Raw genomic sequence first — 15,335 nt, 5'->3', positions numbered from 1 at the left:
GCGGCTACCGTTGCCAATGCTGGTCGATCAGGAGAATGCTGCGCGCGCTGGCGGCCTGCACGGTTTCGTGGGCGCCGGGGATCGCCAGATCCGCCAGTTCCTCGTAGAGCGACGTGCGACTGTTTGCCATGGCGGCAAGACGCTCGGCGCGGTCCACACCGGCGAGCAGCGGTCGCTGGCGATCCTGCGCCAGGCGCTCAAGCTGCTGCTCCAGGGTGGCCTGCAGCCACAGCACGTAGCCGCGTTCAGAGAGCAGGCGGCGGTTGGCCGGATCGAGCACGGCGCCGGCGCCGGTGGCCATCAGCACGCCGCTGCGGCGGCTGGTTTCCTCCAGCAGCGCGCTTTCGCGCTGGCGGAAGCCGGCCTCGCCCTCGATCTCGAACACGGTGCTGACCGGCACGCCGCAAATCCGTTCGATTTCCTGGTCGATATCGATGAAGCTCAGCCCATAATGGTCCGCCAGCCGACGCCCGATGGACGTCTTGCCGGCGCCGGTAGGGCCGACGATGAACAGGTTGCACGATGGATTCATGGGTAAATGCTAGCAGGCGCGAAAGCGCGCGGTGGCGGCCAGGGCAGGAGAGCATGCCATGAGCGCGCGCGTGCTGATTGCCGGTGCGGGCGATGTCGGGCTGCGGGTAGCGCGTCTTCTGCGGGCGCGCGGCGACGAGGTCTGGGCGCTGAGGCGTGGCGTTGCCAGCGATGAATACGGCATCCAGTGGATACAGGGCGATCTGACAAAGCCTGAAACGCTGCGCGCGCTGCCTGACGGCATTACGCATATCGTCTACCTGCCGACGCCCGATGCACGCGACGAGGCGCTGTATCGCGCGGTATTCGTGGATGGCCTGCAACACCTGCTGGACGCCATCGACACGCAGGCACTGCAGCGCTTGCTGTTCGTGTCCTCCAGTGCGGTCTATGGCGAACATGGCGATGCATGGGTCGACGAGGAAACACCGCCGGCGCCGCCCGGCTTCAACGGACGCGTGCTGATGGAAGCGGAGCGCTACGCGGCGGAACACGCGCCGGCCGTGGCATTGCGGCTCGCAGGGCTTTATGGGCCCGGACGCATGCAGCTGATCGAACGCCTGCGCAATGGGGTGGTGCGCGTGCCGCGCGCGACACCGCACTGGGCCAATCGCATCCATGTCGATGACGCCGCCTCGGCCATCGTCCACTTGCTGTTTATGCGCGACCCATTGCCGCTCTATCTTGGCGTCGACAACACGCCGCTGCCTTTGGACGCGCTTTATGACGCGCTCGCGCGGCGCGTGCAGGCGCCGCTACCCGCCGAAGGCGAGGCGCCCGCGGGTGTCGGCAGCAAACGCTTGAGCAATGCGCGCTTGCGCGCCAGCGGCTTCGTACCGCAATGGCCCGATGCGCGCGAGGGCTACGCTGCGTTGCTGGACGGCGACGCTTGAGTCACGATTCGGGCGCGCCACCGCCCGGTCAAGATCAGCTGTGATATTTCACTCATCCCGGAGAGTTCCATGCCCAGCAATGTGTCGCTCCATATGATCACCACCGGCAACGAGCTGCCGGGTTATCGCATCGTGCGCCCGATGGGCATCGTGCGCGGCATCACCGTGCGTTCGCGCAGCGTGGTAGGCAATCTCGGCGCCGCCTTGCAGACCCTGGTGGGCGGCAATATCACCATCTACACGGAACTGTGCGAGAAGGCGCGCGAAGAAGCCTTCGAGCTGATGATGCGCCACGCGGCGGAGCGCGGCGCCAATGCCGTGATCGGCATGCGCTACGACGCCAACGACGTGGCCGAAGGCGTGACCGAAGTGCTGGCCTACGGTACGGCGGTGGTGGTCGAGCCGGTCGCCTGATCAGCTGTGGTTGAGCGCGATGACGTGGCGGTCGTCGTCGTATTCCACCGAGGTGTCGGCCTGTTCCTTCAAGGTGGCGAGCGCGTGGCGGCTCAATCGTTCGTAATGGGCGAGAAAACGCAGCATGGTGTCGGCGTCCATCGCCAGCGGCGCATGGCGCGCCAACAGGTCTTCTTCCTGTTGGCTGCGCCAGCGGCGCACGATTTCCCAGTTGGGCGCCTGCAGCACGATCAAGGCATCGAGCTTGCGCCATAGCGGCTGGTAGGCGCGCAGCTGCTTGTTGACCCAGTGGCGCCAGATGCCTTCGGGGTCTTCGTCGCGTTCCAGCGAGTTCACCGGCTCTTCCAGCGCGGCCTGCAGTTGCGGACGCAGGCCGAGCGCCCAGCCTTCAAGGATCACCAGCTTGGGCGGTCGGATCACCTTGGGCCACTTCGACGGCGGCACACGAGTGTCGCGACCCTTGTCAAAGCGCGGGTAACTCACCGGCAATTTGTCAGAAGCCTGCGGCAATGCGGCCAGCACCGACAGCAACAGCTCGATTTCATGGGTGCCCGGCACGCCGCGGGTGCGCAGCAGCGGGTGGATCTGGTGAGCAAGGACTTCACGTTCGCTTCGCGAATAATAGAAGTCGTCCAGCGACAGCACCTCGCAAGGCCAGCCGCGGGTCTCGGCCTGTGCCTTCATCTCCCGCGCCAGCGTGCTCTTGCCGCTGCCTTGTAGGCCGGAAAGCCCCAGTACGTAGGGGCGGCGGGCGCGGGCAATGCGTCCGGCGTATTGGTCGAGCAGGTGCCCGGCCAGGGTTGAATTCTGCGTGCTAGCATCTGGAGACATGCCAGCCATGATGGCGCGCGCGAGCCACGATTCAAGACCCCCATGCTGAAACCAGAAATTCTTGACACTTTCGCTCAACTGCTGGACGAGGCTGCGGCGACGGGAGAACCCGAGCCCACGGCCATGAGTCTGGCCACCGTCGATGCGGCCGGGCGGGTGAGCTCGCGCATCGTCTTGCTCAAGGGTGCCGACGAGCGCGGGTTCCGCTTCTACACCAATTACGAAAGCGACAAGGGCAGCCAGCTCGAGGCGCATGCCCAGGTGGCGCTGTGCTTCCACTGGAAGCAGCTGCGCAACGCCGTGCAGGTGCGGGTGGAAGGTGTGGCGCGCAAAGTGCAGCCGGAAGAATCGGATGCGTACTTCGCCACGCGCGCACGCGAGAGCCAGCTCGGCGCCTGGGCGTCGCTGCAGTCGCAGACGCTGCCTGATCGCGAAACATTCGAGCAGCGCTACGCGCGCTACGAACACGAATTCGAAGGCCGTCCGGTGACGCGTCCGCCGCATTGGGGCGGATACGTGGTGGAGCCGGACATGGTGGAGTTCTGGTACGGCGCCGACTACCGGTTGCACGAGCGCGTGCGCTGGAGTCGTCACGGCCAGACCTGGACGAGCCGTCTGCTATACCCCTAAACCCGACCAAGGCTATCCGCATGCGTGCAGCGCCCGCCGATCACGTCGCCCAGAATGGTTTTGTCGTGCACACCCGCGGGCGCGGCTTCACCGACATCAGCGACAAGGTGAGTGATGTCGTATCCGCCAGCGGCGTGCACACGGGCATTGCCCATGTTTTCAGCCTGCATACCAGCTGTTCGCTGCTGGTCAGCGAAAACGCCGACCCGGCCGTACGCGAGGATCTGGAACGCTGGTTTTCGCGCGCCGTGCCCGATGGCGACGCCATCTTCCAGCATGACGAGGAAGGTCCGGACGACATGCCGTCACACGTGCGTGCCATTCTCACCGGCGTCAGCCTGATGGTGCCGGTGCACGCCGGGAAACTGCAGCTCGGGACCTGGCAGGGCATTTATCTATGGGAACACCGCCGCGATCCGCATCAGCGCAAGATCACGGTGACCGTGTTGGGGCATTGAAAGCGTGACTGAAATTCGCAGCAACACCGACCACTATCCGCAGCGCATCGTCTGCCTCACCGAAGAACCCACCGAAGTGCTTTACGCGCTCGGCGAGGAACATCGCATCGTCGGCATTTCCGGCTTCACCGTGCGGCCGCCGCGGGCGCGCAAGGAGAAGCCCAAGGTGTCGGCCTTCACCAGCGCGAAGATCGACGAGATCCTCAAGCTCGAGCCCGATTTCGTGGTTGGGTTTTCCGATATCCAGGCCGATATCGCGCGCGAGTTGATCAAAGCCGGCGTGGAGGTGTGGATCAGCAATCATCGCAGCGTCGATGGCATCCTCGCCTATATCCGGCGCCTGGGGGCGATGGTGGGCGCGTTCGACAAGGCAGAGGCCTACGCGCGCAAGGCCGAGCAGCAGATCGAGCGCATCCAAGCTGCAGCAGCTCAGTTCGCACGGCGTCCAAAGGTCTACTTCGAGGAGTGGGACGATCCGTTGATCACCGGCATCCAGTGGGTAGCGGAGCTGGTCCGCATCGCTGGCGGTGAGGATGTGTTTCCGCAGATGTCGGGCGAGTCCCTGGCCAAGCATCGCATCCTGGCCGATCCGCAGGAGGTCGTGCGCGCGGCGCCGGACATCATCCTGGGGTCATGGTGTGGGAAGCGCTTTCGCCCGGAGAAGGTGGCGGCGCGCGATGGCTGGGATGCGATTCCGGCCGTACAGCATGGTGATCTTTATGAGATCAAGTCACCGATCATTTTGCAGCCGGGTCCGGCGGCGTTGTTCGATGGGCTTGAGGCCATGCATGGGATTTTTGCGGAGTGGGACAGAAAGCAAAGCAGCTGACTTGCTTTCAAGGGCGCATCCGGAGGCCGCAAAAACACTGTGGGAGCGCACCCTGTGCGCGACAAGCCGACGGAGCGATACACCGCAGCGTGACCGTCGCGCACAGGGTGCGCTCCCACAGACCCAGCGATCCCTCTCCCGGAAGGAAGAGGGGTCAAAAAGGCATTACCAGATCTTCACCCGCTGATTTTCCGGCCGCCACATCGGCTGGCCCTGCTTCACGTCGAACGCCTCATAGAAATCCGGCACATTCGACAGCGGACCATTCACGCGCCACTTGGCCGGTGCATGCACGTCGGAGAGCAGGCCGGTGCGCAGCTGTTCCTGGCGTTCCTGTGACAGCCAACCCAGGGCATAGCCGAGGAAGAAGCGCTGCATCGGCGTGTAGCCGGCGATCTTTTCGCCCTTCTTGTATTGCTCGGTCTTCTTGAACGCATCGATGCCGATCATGATGCCGCCGAAGTCGGCGATGTTTTCGCCGAGGCTGGCTTCGCCGTTGATGTGCAGGCCGGGCAGCGGTTCGTAGGCATTGAACTGCTTGACCATCACGTCGGCGCGCTGCTTGAAGCGAGTGGCGTCTTCCTTGGTCCACCAGTCCACCAGGTTGCCCTTGGCGTCGTACTGGCGGCCTTCGTCGTCGAAGCCGTGGGTGATTTCGTGGCCGATGGTGGAGGCGGCGACGTAGCCGTAGACGACCGCATCATCGATCTGGTTGTCGGCGAAACCCGGGATCATGAACTGCGCGGCGGGCAGCACGATCTCGTTGTTGGAAGGGTTGTAGTAGGCGTTGTACGTCTGCGGGGTCATCTCCCACTCGTTGCGGTCCACCGGCTTGCCGAACTTGCTGATCATGTCTTCGGCTTGCCAGCGCGTGGCATTCATCATGTTCTGCGCGTACGAGGTGCGGCCGATGGTGAGCTTGGAATAATCCTTCCACTTGTCCGGATAGCCCACCTTCTTGGTGATCGCCGCCAGTTTTTCGTGCGCCTTGGCCTTGGTGGCGGGGCTCATCCAGTCAAGCTGGTCGATGCGCTCGCCGTAGGCGGTACGGATGGCTTCCACCATCGTGTTGTAGCGCTGCTTCGAGGCCTCGGAGAAATAGTCCTTCACATAGATGCGGCCAAGGATCATGCCGAGCGCATTGTTCTCGGCGCGCAAGGCGCGCTTCCAGCGCGGCTTCTGCTGCGCCTGGCCCTTGAGCGTGCGGCCGTAGAAGTCGAAGTGTTCGTTGTCGAAATCCGCGCTGAGGTAACTGGCGTATGCGTCCACCAGGCGCGCGCGCATGTAGTCGCGCAAGACGGGCGTGGGCGTCTTGGACAGCAGGGCCTGCATGCCGCTGAAGAATTCTGGCTGACCGACGATCACCGTGCTGGCCGGCAGCTTCCATCCGGCTAGGCGCGTGTTCCATGCAATGGCGGGCGTGTATTTGGCCGTGACTTCGGCCGGCGCCATCTTGTTGTAGTTCTTCTCGGGATCGCGCAGATCGGCGAGCGGGCGCGATACCTTGGCCAGCGCGGTTTCCAGAGCCATCACCTGCTTGGCGCTGTTGGCAGCGTCGGCGTCACTCTTGCCCAGCATGCGGAAGGTGCGGTGCAGGTGTTCCACATACGCGGTGCGCACCTTGGCGACACCTTTTTCCTGGTTGAAGTAATAGTCGCGCTCCGGCAAGCCAAGACCGCCTTGCCACAGGTGCACGGCCATCACGTCGCTCTGCTTTTCATCTTGCTGCACGGAGAAGTCGAAGAACGGCCCCACGCCCAGCAGCTGCAGGGCGAACGCTTCGTCGAGGGCGGAATTGACATCGTGCACGGCATCGATGCGCGCCAGTTCGTCCTTCAGCGGGGTGATGCCGAGCTGGTCGGCCAGCGCCTGGTCCATCGCGATGGTCCAGAAATCGCCGATCTTCTGTTCGTCGCTGCCGGGAGCGGCGCTCTTGTTGGCGGCGGCGTCCTCGCTGATCTTGCGCAGCTTGGCGTACAGCTCGTCCTGCACCACCTGGCCGATGCCCCACTGCGATTCCTCGGGCGGGATCGGATGGGCCTTGAGCCATGCGCCGTTGGCGAATTCGAAGAAGTCGTCGCCGGGCTTGACCGAAGTGTCGATGTGATCGGCGACCACGTCGGGCTTGGTCGTCGTCGGTGCTGCGGTGGAGCTGGCGGCATACGCGCTGCCGACCGAGGCGGCGGCAAGGGCCAGCACCAGCAAGCTGCGGCGCAGGTTGGGCAGGGTCGCTTTCATGCGGTGAATTCTCCAGGAGAGAGGTTTGACATGACGATGAAGCGTCCAGGGCGCGACGGCCGGCGATGTGTGCCGGCAACGAGAGCGTCATGGACGTGGAAAGGGTTCAGAGACCCAGCGCCAGGCGCGCGCCGAGGTCGGTCAGCGGCGAGACCAGCAGCAGGCGCGCGAGGATCAGCACGATCATCACCACCCACGGCGCGAAATCCAGGCCACCGGCGGTGAGCTTGCCGCGCAGCGGACGCAGCAGCGGTGACACCAGGCTGCCGGCCAGTCGATAGACCGGATGGTAGGTCTCGACCTGGAACAGGCTCATCAGCGACCAGATGAAGATCAGCACCACGTAGAACATGGCGATGAAGTCCAGAGTGTCGGCAATGGACAGCAGCAACAGTCCCAGCACGTGCGGAAACAGCCCGAGCAGGGCGAACAGCACGATGCGCTTGATCAGCATCAGCAGCCACACGATCAGCAGGGCCGCCACATTGAGTCGGCGCCAGTTCGGCAGCAGGCGACGGATCGGCGCCAGCACCGGGTTGGTGGTGCGGTAGACAAACTGGCTCAGCGGATTGTGGAAGTCCACGCGGCTGGCTTCGGCCAGCAGGCGCAGCACGAACAGCGCGGCGGCGGCGCCGAAGGCCAGTTCGACCAGGAAGGAGAGGGCGTTGACTAGGTAACTCACGAGGCATTGTCCAGGGCAGCGGCCAGCTCGGCGCCACGGCGCGTGGCGGCAGCCACGGCGTGGGCGACGGTCTGGGCGAAATGATCGGCGGCGAAGCTTTCCAGGGCAGCTTGGGTGGTGCCGTTGGGCGAGGTCACCCGCTGGCGTAGCACGCCGGGGTCTTCGCCGCTCTCCACCAGCATGCGGCCGGCGCCAAGGCAGGTCTGCGCGGCCAGCGCACGCGCGGTTTCACGCGACATGCCCTGGGCGAACGCGGCGTGCTCAAGCGCCTCGACCATGGCGAAGAAATAGGCCGGACCGGAGCCGGACACCGCCGTGACGGTGTCCATCAGCGATTCGTCCTCGACCCAGCGGGTGAGGCCCACGGCATCCATGATGTGCTGCGCCTTGGCGCGCTGTTCCGGGCTGGTGCGCCGGTTGGCGAACAGGCCGGTGGCGCCCGCACCGATCAGCGAGGGCGTGTTGGGCATGCAGCGCACGATCGGCAGGGCGTGGCCGAACCAGCGTTCGAGCTGGTCGATGCGCACGCCTGCCGCAATGGAGATCAGCATGGGGCGCTGGCGCACCAGGGTGTCCAGCAGCTCGGCATGGATGGCCGGCATGATCTGCGGTTTCACCGCCAGCACGAGCACATCGGCCTCCGCGGCGGCGAGGCGGTTCTCGGCATAGCTGGCGATGCCGAACTCGCGGCCCAGCTCCTGGCGCGCGTCGGCGCGGGGCTCGGCCACGGTGATCGATGAGGCGGCCACGCCGGTCTTGAGCAGGCCGCCGATCAGGCTGCGCGCCATGTTGCCGCCGCCGATGAAAGCGATACGTGTCATGCAGGGTCCTCACTAATGGGTCCGTACCTTACCGGAGCCCGGGGCCGCGCGTCCTGTGGCGGAAGTGCCCTCTGGACGGGCCTAAGCACAGCAACATCCAACCTGGTCCGCAGTTTGCGGCTTACGGCCAAAGGAAAGACTGGTGGCACGGCCCGCGCGGCGAGTAGTATCGGCCAGCAGCTTGGGAACGGGGAACGGACCTGTCGCACGGCTCGGCGCCTATGCGCCGCGTTGCCGCGTCTGGGGAAAACCGCCTCCCGCCCGGGCGTTTGCCATCCAGATGATTGGGTTCAAGGGGAAACCAGATGGATATCGCCGAACTGCTTGCCTTCTCGGTGAAGAACAAGGCCTCGGACTTGCACTTGTCCGCCGGCCTGCCGCCGATGATCCGCGTGGACGGCGACGTTCGCCGCATCAATATCCCCGCGCTCGAGCACAAGCAGGTCCACTCGCTGATCTACGACATCATGTCGGACAAGCAGCGCCGCGACTACGAAGAATTCCTCGAGGTCGACTTCTCCTTCGAGATACCCGGCCTGGCGCGCTTCCGCGTCAATGCGTTCAACCAGAACCGCGGCGCGGGTGCGGTGTTCCGTACCATTCCGTCCGAAGTGCTCACGCTGGAAGACCTAGCCGCACCGGGCGTGTTCCGCGAGCTGATCGAGCAGCCGCAGGGATTGATCCTGGTGACTGGCCCGACCGGTTCGGGCAAGTCCACCACGCTGGCGGCGATGGTCGACCACATCAACAAGAACGAATACGGCCACATCCTCACCATCGAGGATCCGATCGAATTCGTGCACACCTCGCAGAAGTGCCTGATCAACCAGCGCGAAGTGCATCGCGACACGCACGGCTTCAACGAGGCGCTGCGTTCGGCACTGCGCGAAGATCCCGACTATGTGCTGGTGGGCGAGTTGCGCGACCTGGAAACCATCCGGCTGGCGCTGACCGCGGCGGAAACCGGCCACCTGGTGTTCGGCACGCTGCACACCAGTTCGGCCGCCAAGACCATCGACCGTATCATCGACGTGTTCCCCGCCGGCGAAAAGCCGATGGTGCGCTCGATGCTGTCCGAGTCGCTGCGCGCGGTGATCTCGCAGTCGCTGCTGAAGAAGGTGGGCGGCGGTCGTATCGCCGCGCACGAGATCATGGTGGGCATCCCCGCGATCCGTAACCTGATCCGCGAGGACAAGGTGGCGCAGATGTACTCGTCCATCCAGACCGGCCAGCAGCACGGCATGCAGACGCTCGACCAGAACCTGCAAGACCTGGTGAAGCGCGGCCTGGTGACGCGTCAGCAGGCGATTGGCTATGCGCGCAACAAGGACATCTTCAAGGGGTAACTAGGGCAAAGCACATCGGGAACAGTCAAAGCACATTGGGTTACTCCATCCTGCGCGGTTCCTGCTTTTCCCATTCGCTGTTTGCTATTCACGATTTGCGGGGGTTCCCATGAGCGACTTCGATTTCACCTCCTTCCTCAAGTTGATGGTGCACAAGAAGGCCTCCGACTTGTTCATCACGGCCGGCGTGCCGCCGTCAATGAAGGTGCAGGGACGCGTCGTGCCGATCACCCAGAGCCCGCTGTCCGCGCAGCAGTCGCGCGACATGGTGCTGAACGTGATGACGCCCTCGCAGCGCGAAGAGTTCGAAAAGACCCACGAATGCCAGTTCGCCATCTCGGCGCAGGGCGTGGGTCGTTTCCGCGTGTCGTGCTTCTACCAGCGCAACTGCGTGGGCATGGTGCTGCGTCGCATCGAGTCGAAGATCCCGACCATCGAGGAACTGAGCCTGCCGCCGGTGATCAAGCAGCTGGCGATGACCAAGCGCGGCATCATCATCTTCGTGGGCGGTACCGGTACCGGTAAATCGACCTCGCTGGCTTCGATGATCGGCTACCGCAACGCCAACTCGACCGGTCACATCATCACCATCGAAGACCCGATCGAATACGTGCACAAGCACGAGGGCTGCATCATCACGCAGCGCGAGCTGGGCATCGATACCGACAGCTGGGACAACGCGCTGAAGAACACGCTGCGCCAGGCGCCCGACGTGATCATGATCGGCGAAGTGCGTACGCGTGAAACGATGGAACACGCGATCAACTTCTCCGAAACCGGTCACCTGTGCCTGTGCACGCTGCATGCGAACAACGCCAACCAGGCGATGGACCGCATCCTGCACTTCTTCCCCGAAGACCGCCGCTCCCAGCTGTTCATGGACTTGTCGCTCAACCTCAAGGGCGTGGTCGCGCAGCAGTTGATCCCCACGCCCGACGGCAAGGCGCGTCGCGTGGCGGTGGAAGTGCTGTTGGGTACGCCGCTGGTGCAGGATTACATCCGCCAGGGCGAGATCCACAAGCTCAAGGAAGTGATGAAGGAGTCCACCAACTTAGGCATGAAGACCTTCGACCAGAGCCTGGTCGAGCTCTATCACGCCGGCGAGATCTCCTACGAGGATGCCCTGCGTCACGCGGACAGCTCCAACGAAGTGCGCCTGCGCATCAAGCTTGCACAAGGCGGCGATGCACACACCTTGTCGCAAGGCCTGGACGGCGTGGAGCTGGAAGAAACCAAGGACTCGCAGAACTTCGGCGGCGGTCTGCTGCACCGCTGAGATTGTCGTAACGATGCAAAAAGAAGGAGCCCAACAGGGCTCCTTCTTCGTTTTGGCGGCCGCTGTGCGGCGCGCAGGGCTTACTTCGCGGTATCGGCGACGGTCAGGCCGCTGGCGTCGACGCTCTTCACGCCCTTCACCTTCTTGGCCACGCCTTCGACCTTGGCCTTTTCGGCCGCGCTGCTGGCAGTGCCGGTGAGTGTCACCACGCCGTCCATCGTGGTCACCGAAATATCAGTGCTCTTGACGTTCTTGGTCGTCGCCAGCTCCGACTTCACCTTGGTGGTGATCCAGGTATCGGCCGTTTTATCGGGCACGGTCTGGTTGTCCGACGACTTCTGCATGGCGTCCTGGGCGGCAACCTGTGCGACAGGCATGGCCGAGAAGGCAGCCACTAGACCAGCGGCGATCAGCGTCTTGCGGAACAGGTTGTTCATGCGCATGGGGAATCTCCTGTGGTGGGGAATCGCTGTCCATAAGACAGACGGTTGCCGCTCGCCGCGGCCTCCGTGACTCCATCCAAACAGTTTGGGTATGAATCAATCATGGCTGGAAGGGGAACCTGTTCAGCACGCGATTACCCATGCCAAGGCGATGTCATGAATGTGTTGGAACGGTGTTGGCGATACTAAGATCGTGGCAGCTGTGATCGAGATCACAATGATCGCGTGAGGAGGCGTGAGCTAGCTTTCTGCGCGCTGACGCAGACGTAAAGGCTCACGAAACGATAAAAAAACCAGTCTGTGAACCACGTCGCCAAATTGAAAATCCGCCTTGTGGAATAGACGGCTATACGGCAGATTTGCGAGCAATAGCACAAACCTGTGCTGGCTTGATTTCGGGGGGAATCATGGCCGAGTTGGAAGTTCGGGTAGTTTCCGAGCGTAGGGAAGGGCTGCTGGTCGAGCTCGGCCGCGTGGTGACGGAGTACGGCCACGTGCTGCTGCGCCAACGCCTGGTCCAGGAAGCACAAGGCGCTTGCCTCACCCTGCTGCTGCGCGGGCCGGATGATCGGCAGCTGGCACTGGAGGAGGCGTTGGGCAGCCATCCGCGCGTACTCAGTTTCGAATCCTTGAGACCGCAACTGGCGCCATTCGACGAGGGCGCCACGGCCAGTGCGACCAGGCCTGCGCCTGTCCCGGCCATGGCTTGCGTCAGTGCAGCCAAACCGGCTCAAGTGCAGGAGGCCACATCGATCGCTGCAGGCGCCGACGTCGCGCGCGTCGAGCGCATGCTGCCGAACATGGCGAAGGACTATCCGCGCATCTTTCCCTGGCTGATCAACCTGGAATACGCGGTGGCCGAAGAGGCGCGCGATGCATCGCTCTATCTCGCCGGCCGGCGTACCGGCAACTGGGTGTTCAAGCGCGATTTCGCGCTGGGCGCCAGATTGAGCCTGCCCGATGCGATACGCCGCATCGCGGTGCCGGCGCTGCGCGTGCTGGTGACCGTCGATCATCAGGAACACCAGTTGCACGTGAAGGCTTGCCCGCTATGCCAGCCGGGCGGAGCGTCGGGCGGGCGGTTCTTCTGCGGATTCATCGAAGGCCTGCTGGCCGAATCGGTGGGCGCACGCGCGGTCTTCGTGCGCGAAACCAGCTGCCACAGCCAAGGCGCGGCCATGTGTGTGTTCGACATATCCCAGTGATCGCCGCCTGCGAAGCATGGCGGTGACCGCAGGGCATCCATAGTCAACCAAGGGGAACTTCATGCAAGACATGCATCAGCATTACAACGGAGTGCTGGTCGGGTTGTCGTATGCCGTATCCGTGTTGGGATCGTTCACCGCACTGCAGTTTGCCTTGGGCATACCGCTGGCGCAGGGCCGCCGGCAGCGCTGGGGTGCCATTCTGGCCGCCGGTACGGCCATGGGTGGCGGCGCGATCTGGGCGATGCACTTCATCGCCATGATTGCCTGCAACATGGGCGTGCAGGTGACCTACGATATTCCGCTGACGATCGCCTCGGCACTGCTGGCGATTGTTGCGTGTTCGCTGGGTCTGGCGATCGTCGGTGGCGGCTCGTTTCGCTTCATCAACCTGCTGTTGGCTGGTGTCTTGATGGGGCTGGGCGTGGCGGGCATGCACTATCTGGGCATGGCGGCCATGCTGAGTTCGGCGATCGTGTCCTATGACGGCAGCATCGTGGCGCTGTCGGTGGGCATTGCCATGGTGGCCTCGATGGCGGCGCTGTGGCTGGCCTTCAACCTGCGCGGAAAACTGCAGATGCTGGGCAGCGCGCTGGTGATGGGCGTTGCCGTATGCGGCATGCACTATACGGGCATGTCGGCGATGGAGATGACCCAGGGCGCCACCTTGCCGGCCGGTTTCGAGCAGGGCATGCACGGCGAACACCTGGGCCTGGTGATCTTCGTGGTGGTGGTGATCCTGCTTGCACTGGCCCTGGGCCTGAGCATCGTGCGCCAGCAGCGTCGGGCCGCGCTGTCGATCTGATCGGACCGACATGGCCAAAAAAAACGGGGCGCCTGGGCGCCCCGTTTTGTTTCCATCGCGATGGAGGTATTACTTCAGTTCGGTCTGGCTGGTGATCACGAGTCCAGCGCTTTCCATGTGCAATTCGCCGTTGAGCGACTTGATGCGCGCGGCCTGTGCCTGCATGGATTCGAACTGCGCCTTGGAGCGCTCAGCCGCCGCCTTGGCGGTCGCCTGGGCCTGCGGGTCGTCCGACTGCGAGGCTGCGGTGATCTCGGCGATGTGCTCGGCCTTCTGCGCCATGGCTTTCACCCAGGCCTGGTACATGTCGCCGCTCAGGCTGAGTCGGCCCAGGCGACCGGCGTCGCCGCTGGCGGCGTTGAGCAATTCACCCAGCTTCACGTCTTCGCCCTGGCCCACGGCCAGGGCGAGCGCCTTGGGCCCCATCGCGGCCCACACGGGTGCGCCGAGCGGAGCGGTGATTTCGGGCGGCAGCGCCACCGGCTTGCCGTCGGTCGTCAGCTTCACCTGCTGCAGGCCGGAAGCGGCCATCTGCGCCATCGCGAGCAGGCCGGCGGGATTGGAGGTGCCGATCAAAATACGGCCGCTGAACTTCGGCATGGCGTCGTTGCTGCCGGGTTCGAAGCTGTCGAGTGCGACGCGCAGACCGAGCAGATCACCGATCGGCGGCACGGCCGCCTGCTGCGTCATCAGGCCGATCTTGGCGAAGCCCTCGTTGAGCTGGGTCAGCGAGGGGCAGGTGAACGGCTTGGCGGCCACGGCTTCGGCCTGTGCGCCCCAGAAGCTGCGCAGCTGGACGATGGGCACGGCGAGGCTGATGTCGAACGGCGCGGTGCCGGCGGCGCCAAGGCCCGGCAGCTCCACCTTGAGGCCGCTGAAGGCCTTGGTGACGTCGTCCGCCAGGGCCACATCCCAGCGGATGTTCTGGTGCTTTTCGTCGAGCTTGGTGTAGCCAAAGCTCACCGACGGCACGCGCGAGGCAATGCGCACGGCTTCGCTTTCGCACACCGGCGACACCTTCAGCTGGTTGGACACCGGCTCGCCCGTCTTGGCCGATTCGGCCTCGGCGTGCGCCTTGATCAAGGTGTTGAACAACGGGTCCTTGCCGCTGGCCGCGAGCGGCAGCAGGCGGGCCAGATCGACCTGGCCGATGGCCCAGGGCTGGTAATCCTTCGCCTTGGCGAGTTTTTCCAGGCGACCGTCGTCCTGCAGATTCTTCTCCGGGCGATCCAGGCCAAAGGCCAGGCGCAGCGTGGCTTCCGGCGCATCGGCGGGCAGGATGGCGGCAACGGCCTGCTTGCCGACCTCGGCCAGCACCACCTGCAACCCGCTATCGGCGGTGACATGCTTGCGATAGCTCAGGCCACCGACGGTAGCCGTGTCGAACGGCTTGCCGTAGGCGGCTTCCAGGCGAGCCACGAAGGCATCGAAAGCCTTGGGGTCGACCAGCTCGAAGCGGGCGACCGGCGAGAGGCCCAGGCCGTACACGACCGAGCGACCCTTGATGTTGAGGCCCGCATTCTGCGCGAACGCCTCGATGCTCTTGCCATCCAGCTCGGCGATCAGTGCCTTCAGCAAGCGGGACAGGTCGGGGTCTTTCTCCGCCATTTCGTCCGCCGCGGAGCGCAGCTGGACCAATTCCGACGGCAGCTGGGCATCGGCCTGGGCGAGCAGCGCCTTGCGCGTGTCGTCATCGAGCACGTCGAGGTTGCCCACCACGTACGGCGTATCGGCCGGTACGAAGGCCAGCGGAGCGTCCTTGTCCTTGTGATGGCATGCCGCCAGCAGGACACCGGCGAGGCTTAGCGCGGCTATGCGCGTCGTCGATCGCATGTCTAATCCCTTGAGTGAAGTGATGTTGCGCCGCGCATTATGCCTGCATTCGAGGCATCTCGCGGTGACCTTGGGCCGCCGGGGTAAAGCCCGGCTGCAG

16 protein-coding genes are annotated in these 15,335 nt (G+C 64.2%); 9 read left to right on the top strand and 7 right to left on the bottom strand.

Annotated features, from left to right (window positions below):
• Positions 1-4 precede the first annotated feature (4 nt).
• On the bottom strand, positions 5-532 hold the full coding sequence (locus AB4Y82_RS04145; protein ID WP_441602495.1) for a shikimate kinase: 528 nt from the start codon (positions 530-532) through the stop codon (positions 5-7).
• Positions 533-590: 58 nt separating this feature from the next.
• On the opposite strand from AB4Y82_RS04145, the gene AB4Y82_RS04140 reads away from it, so the two are divergent.
• The gene (locus AB4Y82_RS04140; protein ID WP_441602496.1) at positions 591-1,424 is read left to right on the top strand and encodes an NAD-dependent epimerase/dehydratase family protein; all 834 of its coding nucleotides are present in this window, start codon (positions 591-593) and stop codon (positions 1,422-1,424) included.
• A 69-nt stretch (positions 1,425-1,493) separates the two neighbouring features.
• Positions 1,494-1,838: a YbjQ family protein gene (locus AB4Y82_RS04135; protein WP_046970402.1), complete on the top strand. Its 345-nt coding sequence runs from the start codon at positions 1,494-1,496 to the stop codon at positions 1,836-1,838.
• Here AB4Y82_RS04135 and AB4Y82_RS04130 read toward each other — a convergent pair whose 3' ends face one another.
• A complete protein-coding gene (locus tag AB4Y82_RS04130; protein ID WP_441602497.1) occupies positions 1,839-2,669 on the bottom strand; it encodes a kinase in 831 nt (276 codons plus the stop codon). It lies immediately after the preceding gene.
• Between the two features lie 42 nt (positions 2,670-2,711).
• Between AB4Y82_RS04130 and pdxH the strand changes: the two genes are divergently transcribed.
• From pdxH to AB4Y82_RS04115, 3 genes are read left to right on the top strand one after another with little or no spacing between them, the layout of a single operon-like run.
• Positions 2,712-3,299: a pyridoxamine 5'-phosphate oxidase gene (gene pdxH, locus AB4Y82_RS04125; protein ID WP_441602498.1), complete on the top strand. Its 588-nt coding sequence runs from the start codon at positions 2,712-2,714 to the stop codon at positions 3,297-3,299.
• A gap of 20 nt (positions 3,300-3,319) precedes the next feature.
• Positions 3,320-3,757 carry a secondary thiamine-phosphate synthase enzyme YjbQ gene (locus tag AB4Y82_RS04120; RefSeq protein ID WP_441602499.1) on the top strand — a complete coding sequence of 146 codons (438 nt, stop codon included), beginning with the start codon at positions 3,320-3,322 and terminating at the stop codon, positions 3,755-3,757.
• Between the two features lie 4 nt (positions 3,758-3,761).
• The gene (locus AB4Y82_RS04115; protein ID WP_441602500.1) at positions 3,762-4,586 is read left to right on the top strand and encodes a cobalamin-binding protein; all 825 of its coding nucleotides are present in this window, start codon (positions 3,762-3,764) and stop codon (positions 4,584-4,586) included.
• Positions 4,587-4,751: 165 nt separating this feature from the next.
• Here the strand turns inward: AB4Y82_RS04115 and AB4Y82_RS04110 are convergent, their stop codons facing one another.
• The 3 genes from AB4Y82_RS04110 to proC all read right to left on the bottom strand — a co-directional run bounded on the left by AB4Y82_RS04110 (position 4,752) and on the right by proC (position 8,327).
• Positions 4,752-6,824: a M13 family metallopeptidase gene (locus AB4Y82_RS04110; protein ID WP_441602501.1), complete on the bottom strand. Its 2,073-nt coding sequence runs from the start codon at positions 6,822-6,824 to the stop codon at positions 4,752-4,754.
• 106 nt (positions 6,825-6,930) lie between these two features.
• Complete coding sequence (locus AB4Y82_RS04105) at positions 6,931-7,506, bottom strand: YggT family protein (protein ID WP_441602502.1); 576 nt, start codon at positions 7,504-7,506, stop codon at positions 6,931-6,933.
• Positions 7,503-8,327, bottom strand: a complete 825-nt coding sequence (gene proC, locus AB4Y82_RS04100; protein ID WP_441602503.1) for a pyrroline-5-carboxylate reductase — start codon at positions 8,325-8,327, stop codon at positions 7,503-7,505. The genes AB4Y82_RS04105 and proC overlap by 4 nt, the downstream gene beginning before the upstream one ends.
• A gap of 305 nt (positions 8,328-8,632) precedes the next feature.
• Here proC and AB4Y82_RS04095 point away from each other — a divergent pair, with 305 nt between their 5' ends.
• On the top strand, positions 8,633-9,673 hold the full coding sequence (locus tag AB4Y82_RS04095) for a type IV pilus twitching motility protein PilT (RefSeq protein ID WP_441602504.1): 1,041 nt from the start codon (positions 8,633-8,635) through the stop codon (positions 9,671-9,673).
• Between the two features lie 109 nt (positions 9,674-9,782).
• Positions 9,783-10,949, top strand: coding sequence for a PilT/PilU family type 4a pilus ATPase (locus AB4Y82_RS04090; RefSeq protein ID WP_046970393.1), 1,167 nt, complete (start codon positions 9,783-9,785; stop codon positions 10,947-10,949).
• A gap of 80 nt (positions 10,950-11,029) precedes the next feature.
• On the opposite strand, the gene AB4Y82_RS04085 is transcribed toward AB4Y82_RS04090, so the two are convergent.
• Positions 11,030-11,392 carry a BON domain-containing protein gene (locus AB4Y82_RS04085; protein ID WP_441602505.1) on the bottom strand — a complete coding sequence of 121 codons (363 nt, stop codon included), beginning with the start codon at positions 11,390-11,392 and terminating at the stop codon, positions 11,030-11,032.
• A gap of 407 nt (positions 11,393-11,799) precedes the next feature.
• Between AB4Y82_RS04085 and AB4Y82_RS04080 the strand changes: the two genes are divergently transcribed.
• Positions 11,800-12,597, top strand: coding sequence for a hypothetical protein (locus AB4Y82_RS04080; RefSeq protein WP_441602506.1), 798 nt, complete (start codon positions 11,800-11,802; stop codon positions 12,595-12,597).
• 61 nt (positions 12,598-12,658) lie between these two features.
• On the top strand, positions 12,659-13,402 hold the full coding sequence (locus tag AB4Y82_RS04075) for an MHYT domain-containing protein (RefSeq protein WP_441602507.1): 744 nt from the start codon (positions 12,659-12,661) through the stop codon (positions 13,400-13,402).
• 69 nt (positions 13,403-13,471) lie between these two features.
• Here the strand turns inward: AB4Y82_RS04075 and AB4Y82_RS04070 are convergent, their stop codons facing one another.
• Complete coding sequence (locus tag AB4Y82_RS04070) at positions 13,472-15,235, bottom strand: hypothetical protein (RefSeq protein WP_441602508.1); 1,764 nt, start codon at positions 15,233-15,235, stop codon at positions 13,472-13,474.
• Positions 15,236-15,335: the final 100 nt, after the last annotated feature.

It is taken from the genome of Dyella sp. 2YAF14 (assembly GCF_052114725.1).
In the GTDB taxonomy this organism is placed as follows: Bacteria; Pseudomonadota; Gammaproteobacteria; order Xanthomonadales; family Rhodanobacteraceae; genus Dyella.
This window is presented reverse-complemented; position numbering and strand designations above follow the sequence as displayed.

What these genes read in the sequence shown, in the direction of transcription:
- AB4Y82_RS04145 (WP_441602495.1), bottom strand. Translation starts at nt 532, where the DNA reads ATGAATCCATCGTGCAACCTGTTCATCGTCGGCCCTACCGGCGCCGGC.
- AB4Y82_RS04140 (WP_441602496.1), top strand. Translation starts at nt 591, where the DNA reads ATGAGCGCGCGCGTGCTGATTGCCGGTGCGGGCGATGTCGGGCTGCGG.
- AB4Y82_RS04135 (WP_046970402.1), top strand. Translation starts at nt 1,494, where the DNA reads ATGCCCAGCAATGTGTCGCTCCATATGATCACCACCGGCAACGAGCTG.
- AB4Y82_RS04130 (WP_441602497.1), bottom strand. Translation starts at nt 2,669, where the DNA reads ATGTCTCCAGATGCTAGCACGCAGAATTCAACCCTGGCCGGGCACCTG.
- pdxH (WP_441602498.1), top strand. Translation starts at nt 2,712, where the DNA reads ATGCTGAAACCAGAAATTCTTGACACTTTCGCTCAACTGCTGGACGAG.
- AB4Y82_RS04120 (WP_441602499.1), top strand. Translation starts at nt 3,320, where the DNA reads ATGCGTGCAGCGCCCGCCGATCACGTCGCCCAGAATGGTTTTGTCGTG.
- AB4Y82_RS04110 (WP_441602501.1), bottom strand. Translation starts at nt 6,824, where the DNA reads ATGAAAGCGACCCTGCCCAACCTGCGCCGCAGCTTGCTGGTGCTGGCC.
- proC (WP_441602503.1), bottom strand. Translation starts at nt 8,327, where the DNA reads ATGACACGTATCGCTTTCATCGGCGGCGGCAACATGGCGCGCAGCCTG.
- AB4Y82_RS04095 (WP_441602504.1), top strand. Translation starts at nt 8,633, where the DNA reads ATGGATATCGCCGAACTGCTTGCCTTCTCGGTGAAGAACAAGGCCTCG.
- AB4Y82_RS04090 (WP_046970393.1), top strand. Translation starts at nt 9,783, where the DNA reads ATGAGCGACTTCGATTTCACCTCCTTCCTCAAGTTGATGGTGCACAAG.
- AB4Y82_RS04085 (WP_441602505.1), bottom strand. Translation starts at nt 11,392, where the DNA reads ATGCGCATGAACAACCTGTTCCGCAAGACGCTGATCGCCGCTGGTCTA.
- AB4Y82_RS04080 (WP_441602506.1), top strand. Translation starts at nt 11,800, where the DNA reads ATGGCCGAGTTGGAAGTTCGGGTAGTTTCCGAGCGTAGGGAAGGGCTG.
- AB4Y82_RS04075 (WP_441602507.1), top strand. Translation starts at nt 12,659, where the DNA reads ATGCAAGACATGCATCAGCATTACAACGGAGTGCTGGTCGGGTTGTCG.
- AB4Y82_RS04070 (WP_441602508.1), bottom strand. Translation starts at nt 15,235, where the DNA reads ATGCGATCGACGACGCGCATAGCCGCGCTAAGCCTCGCCGGTGTCCTG.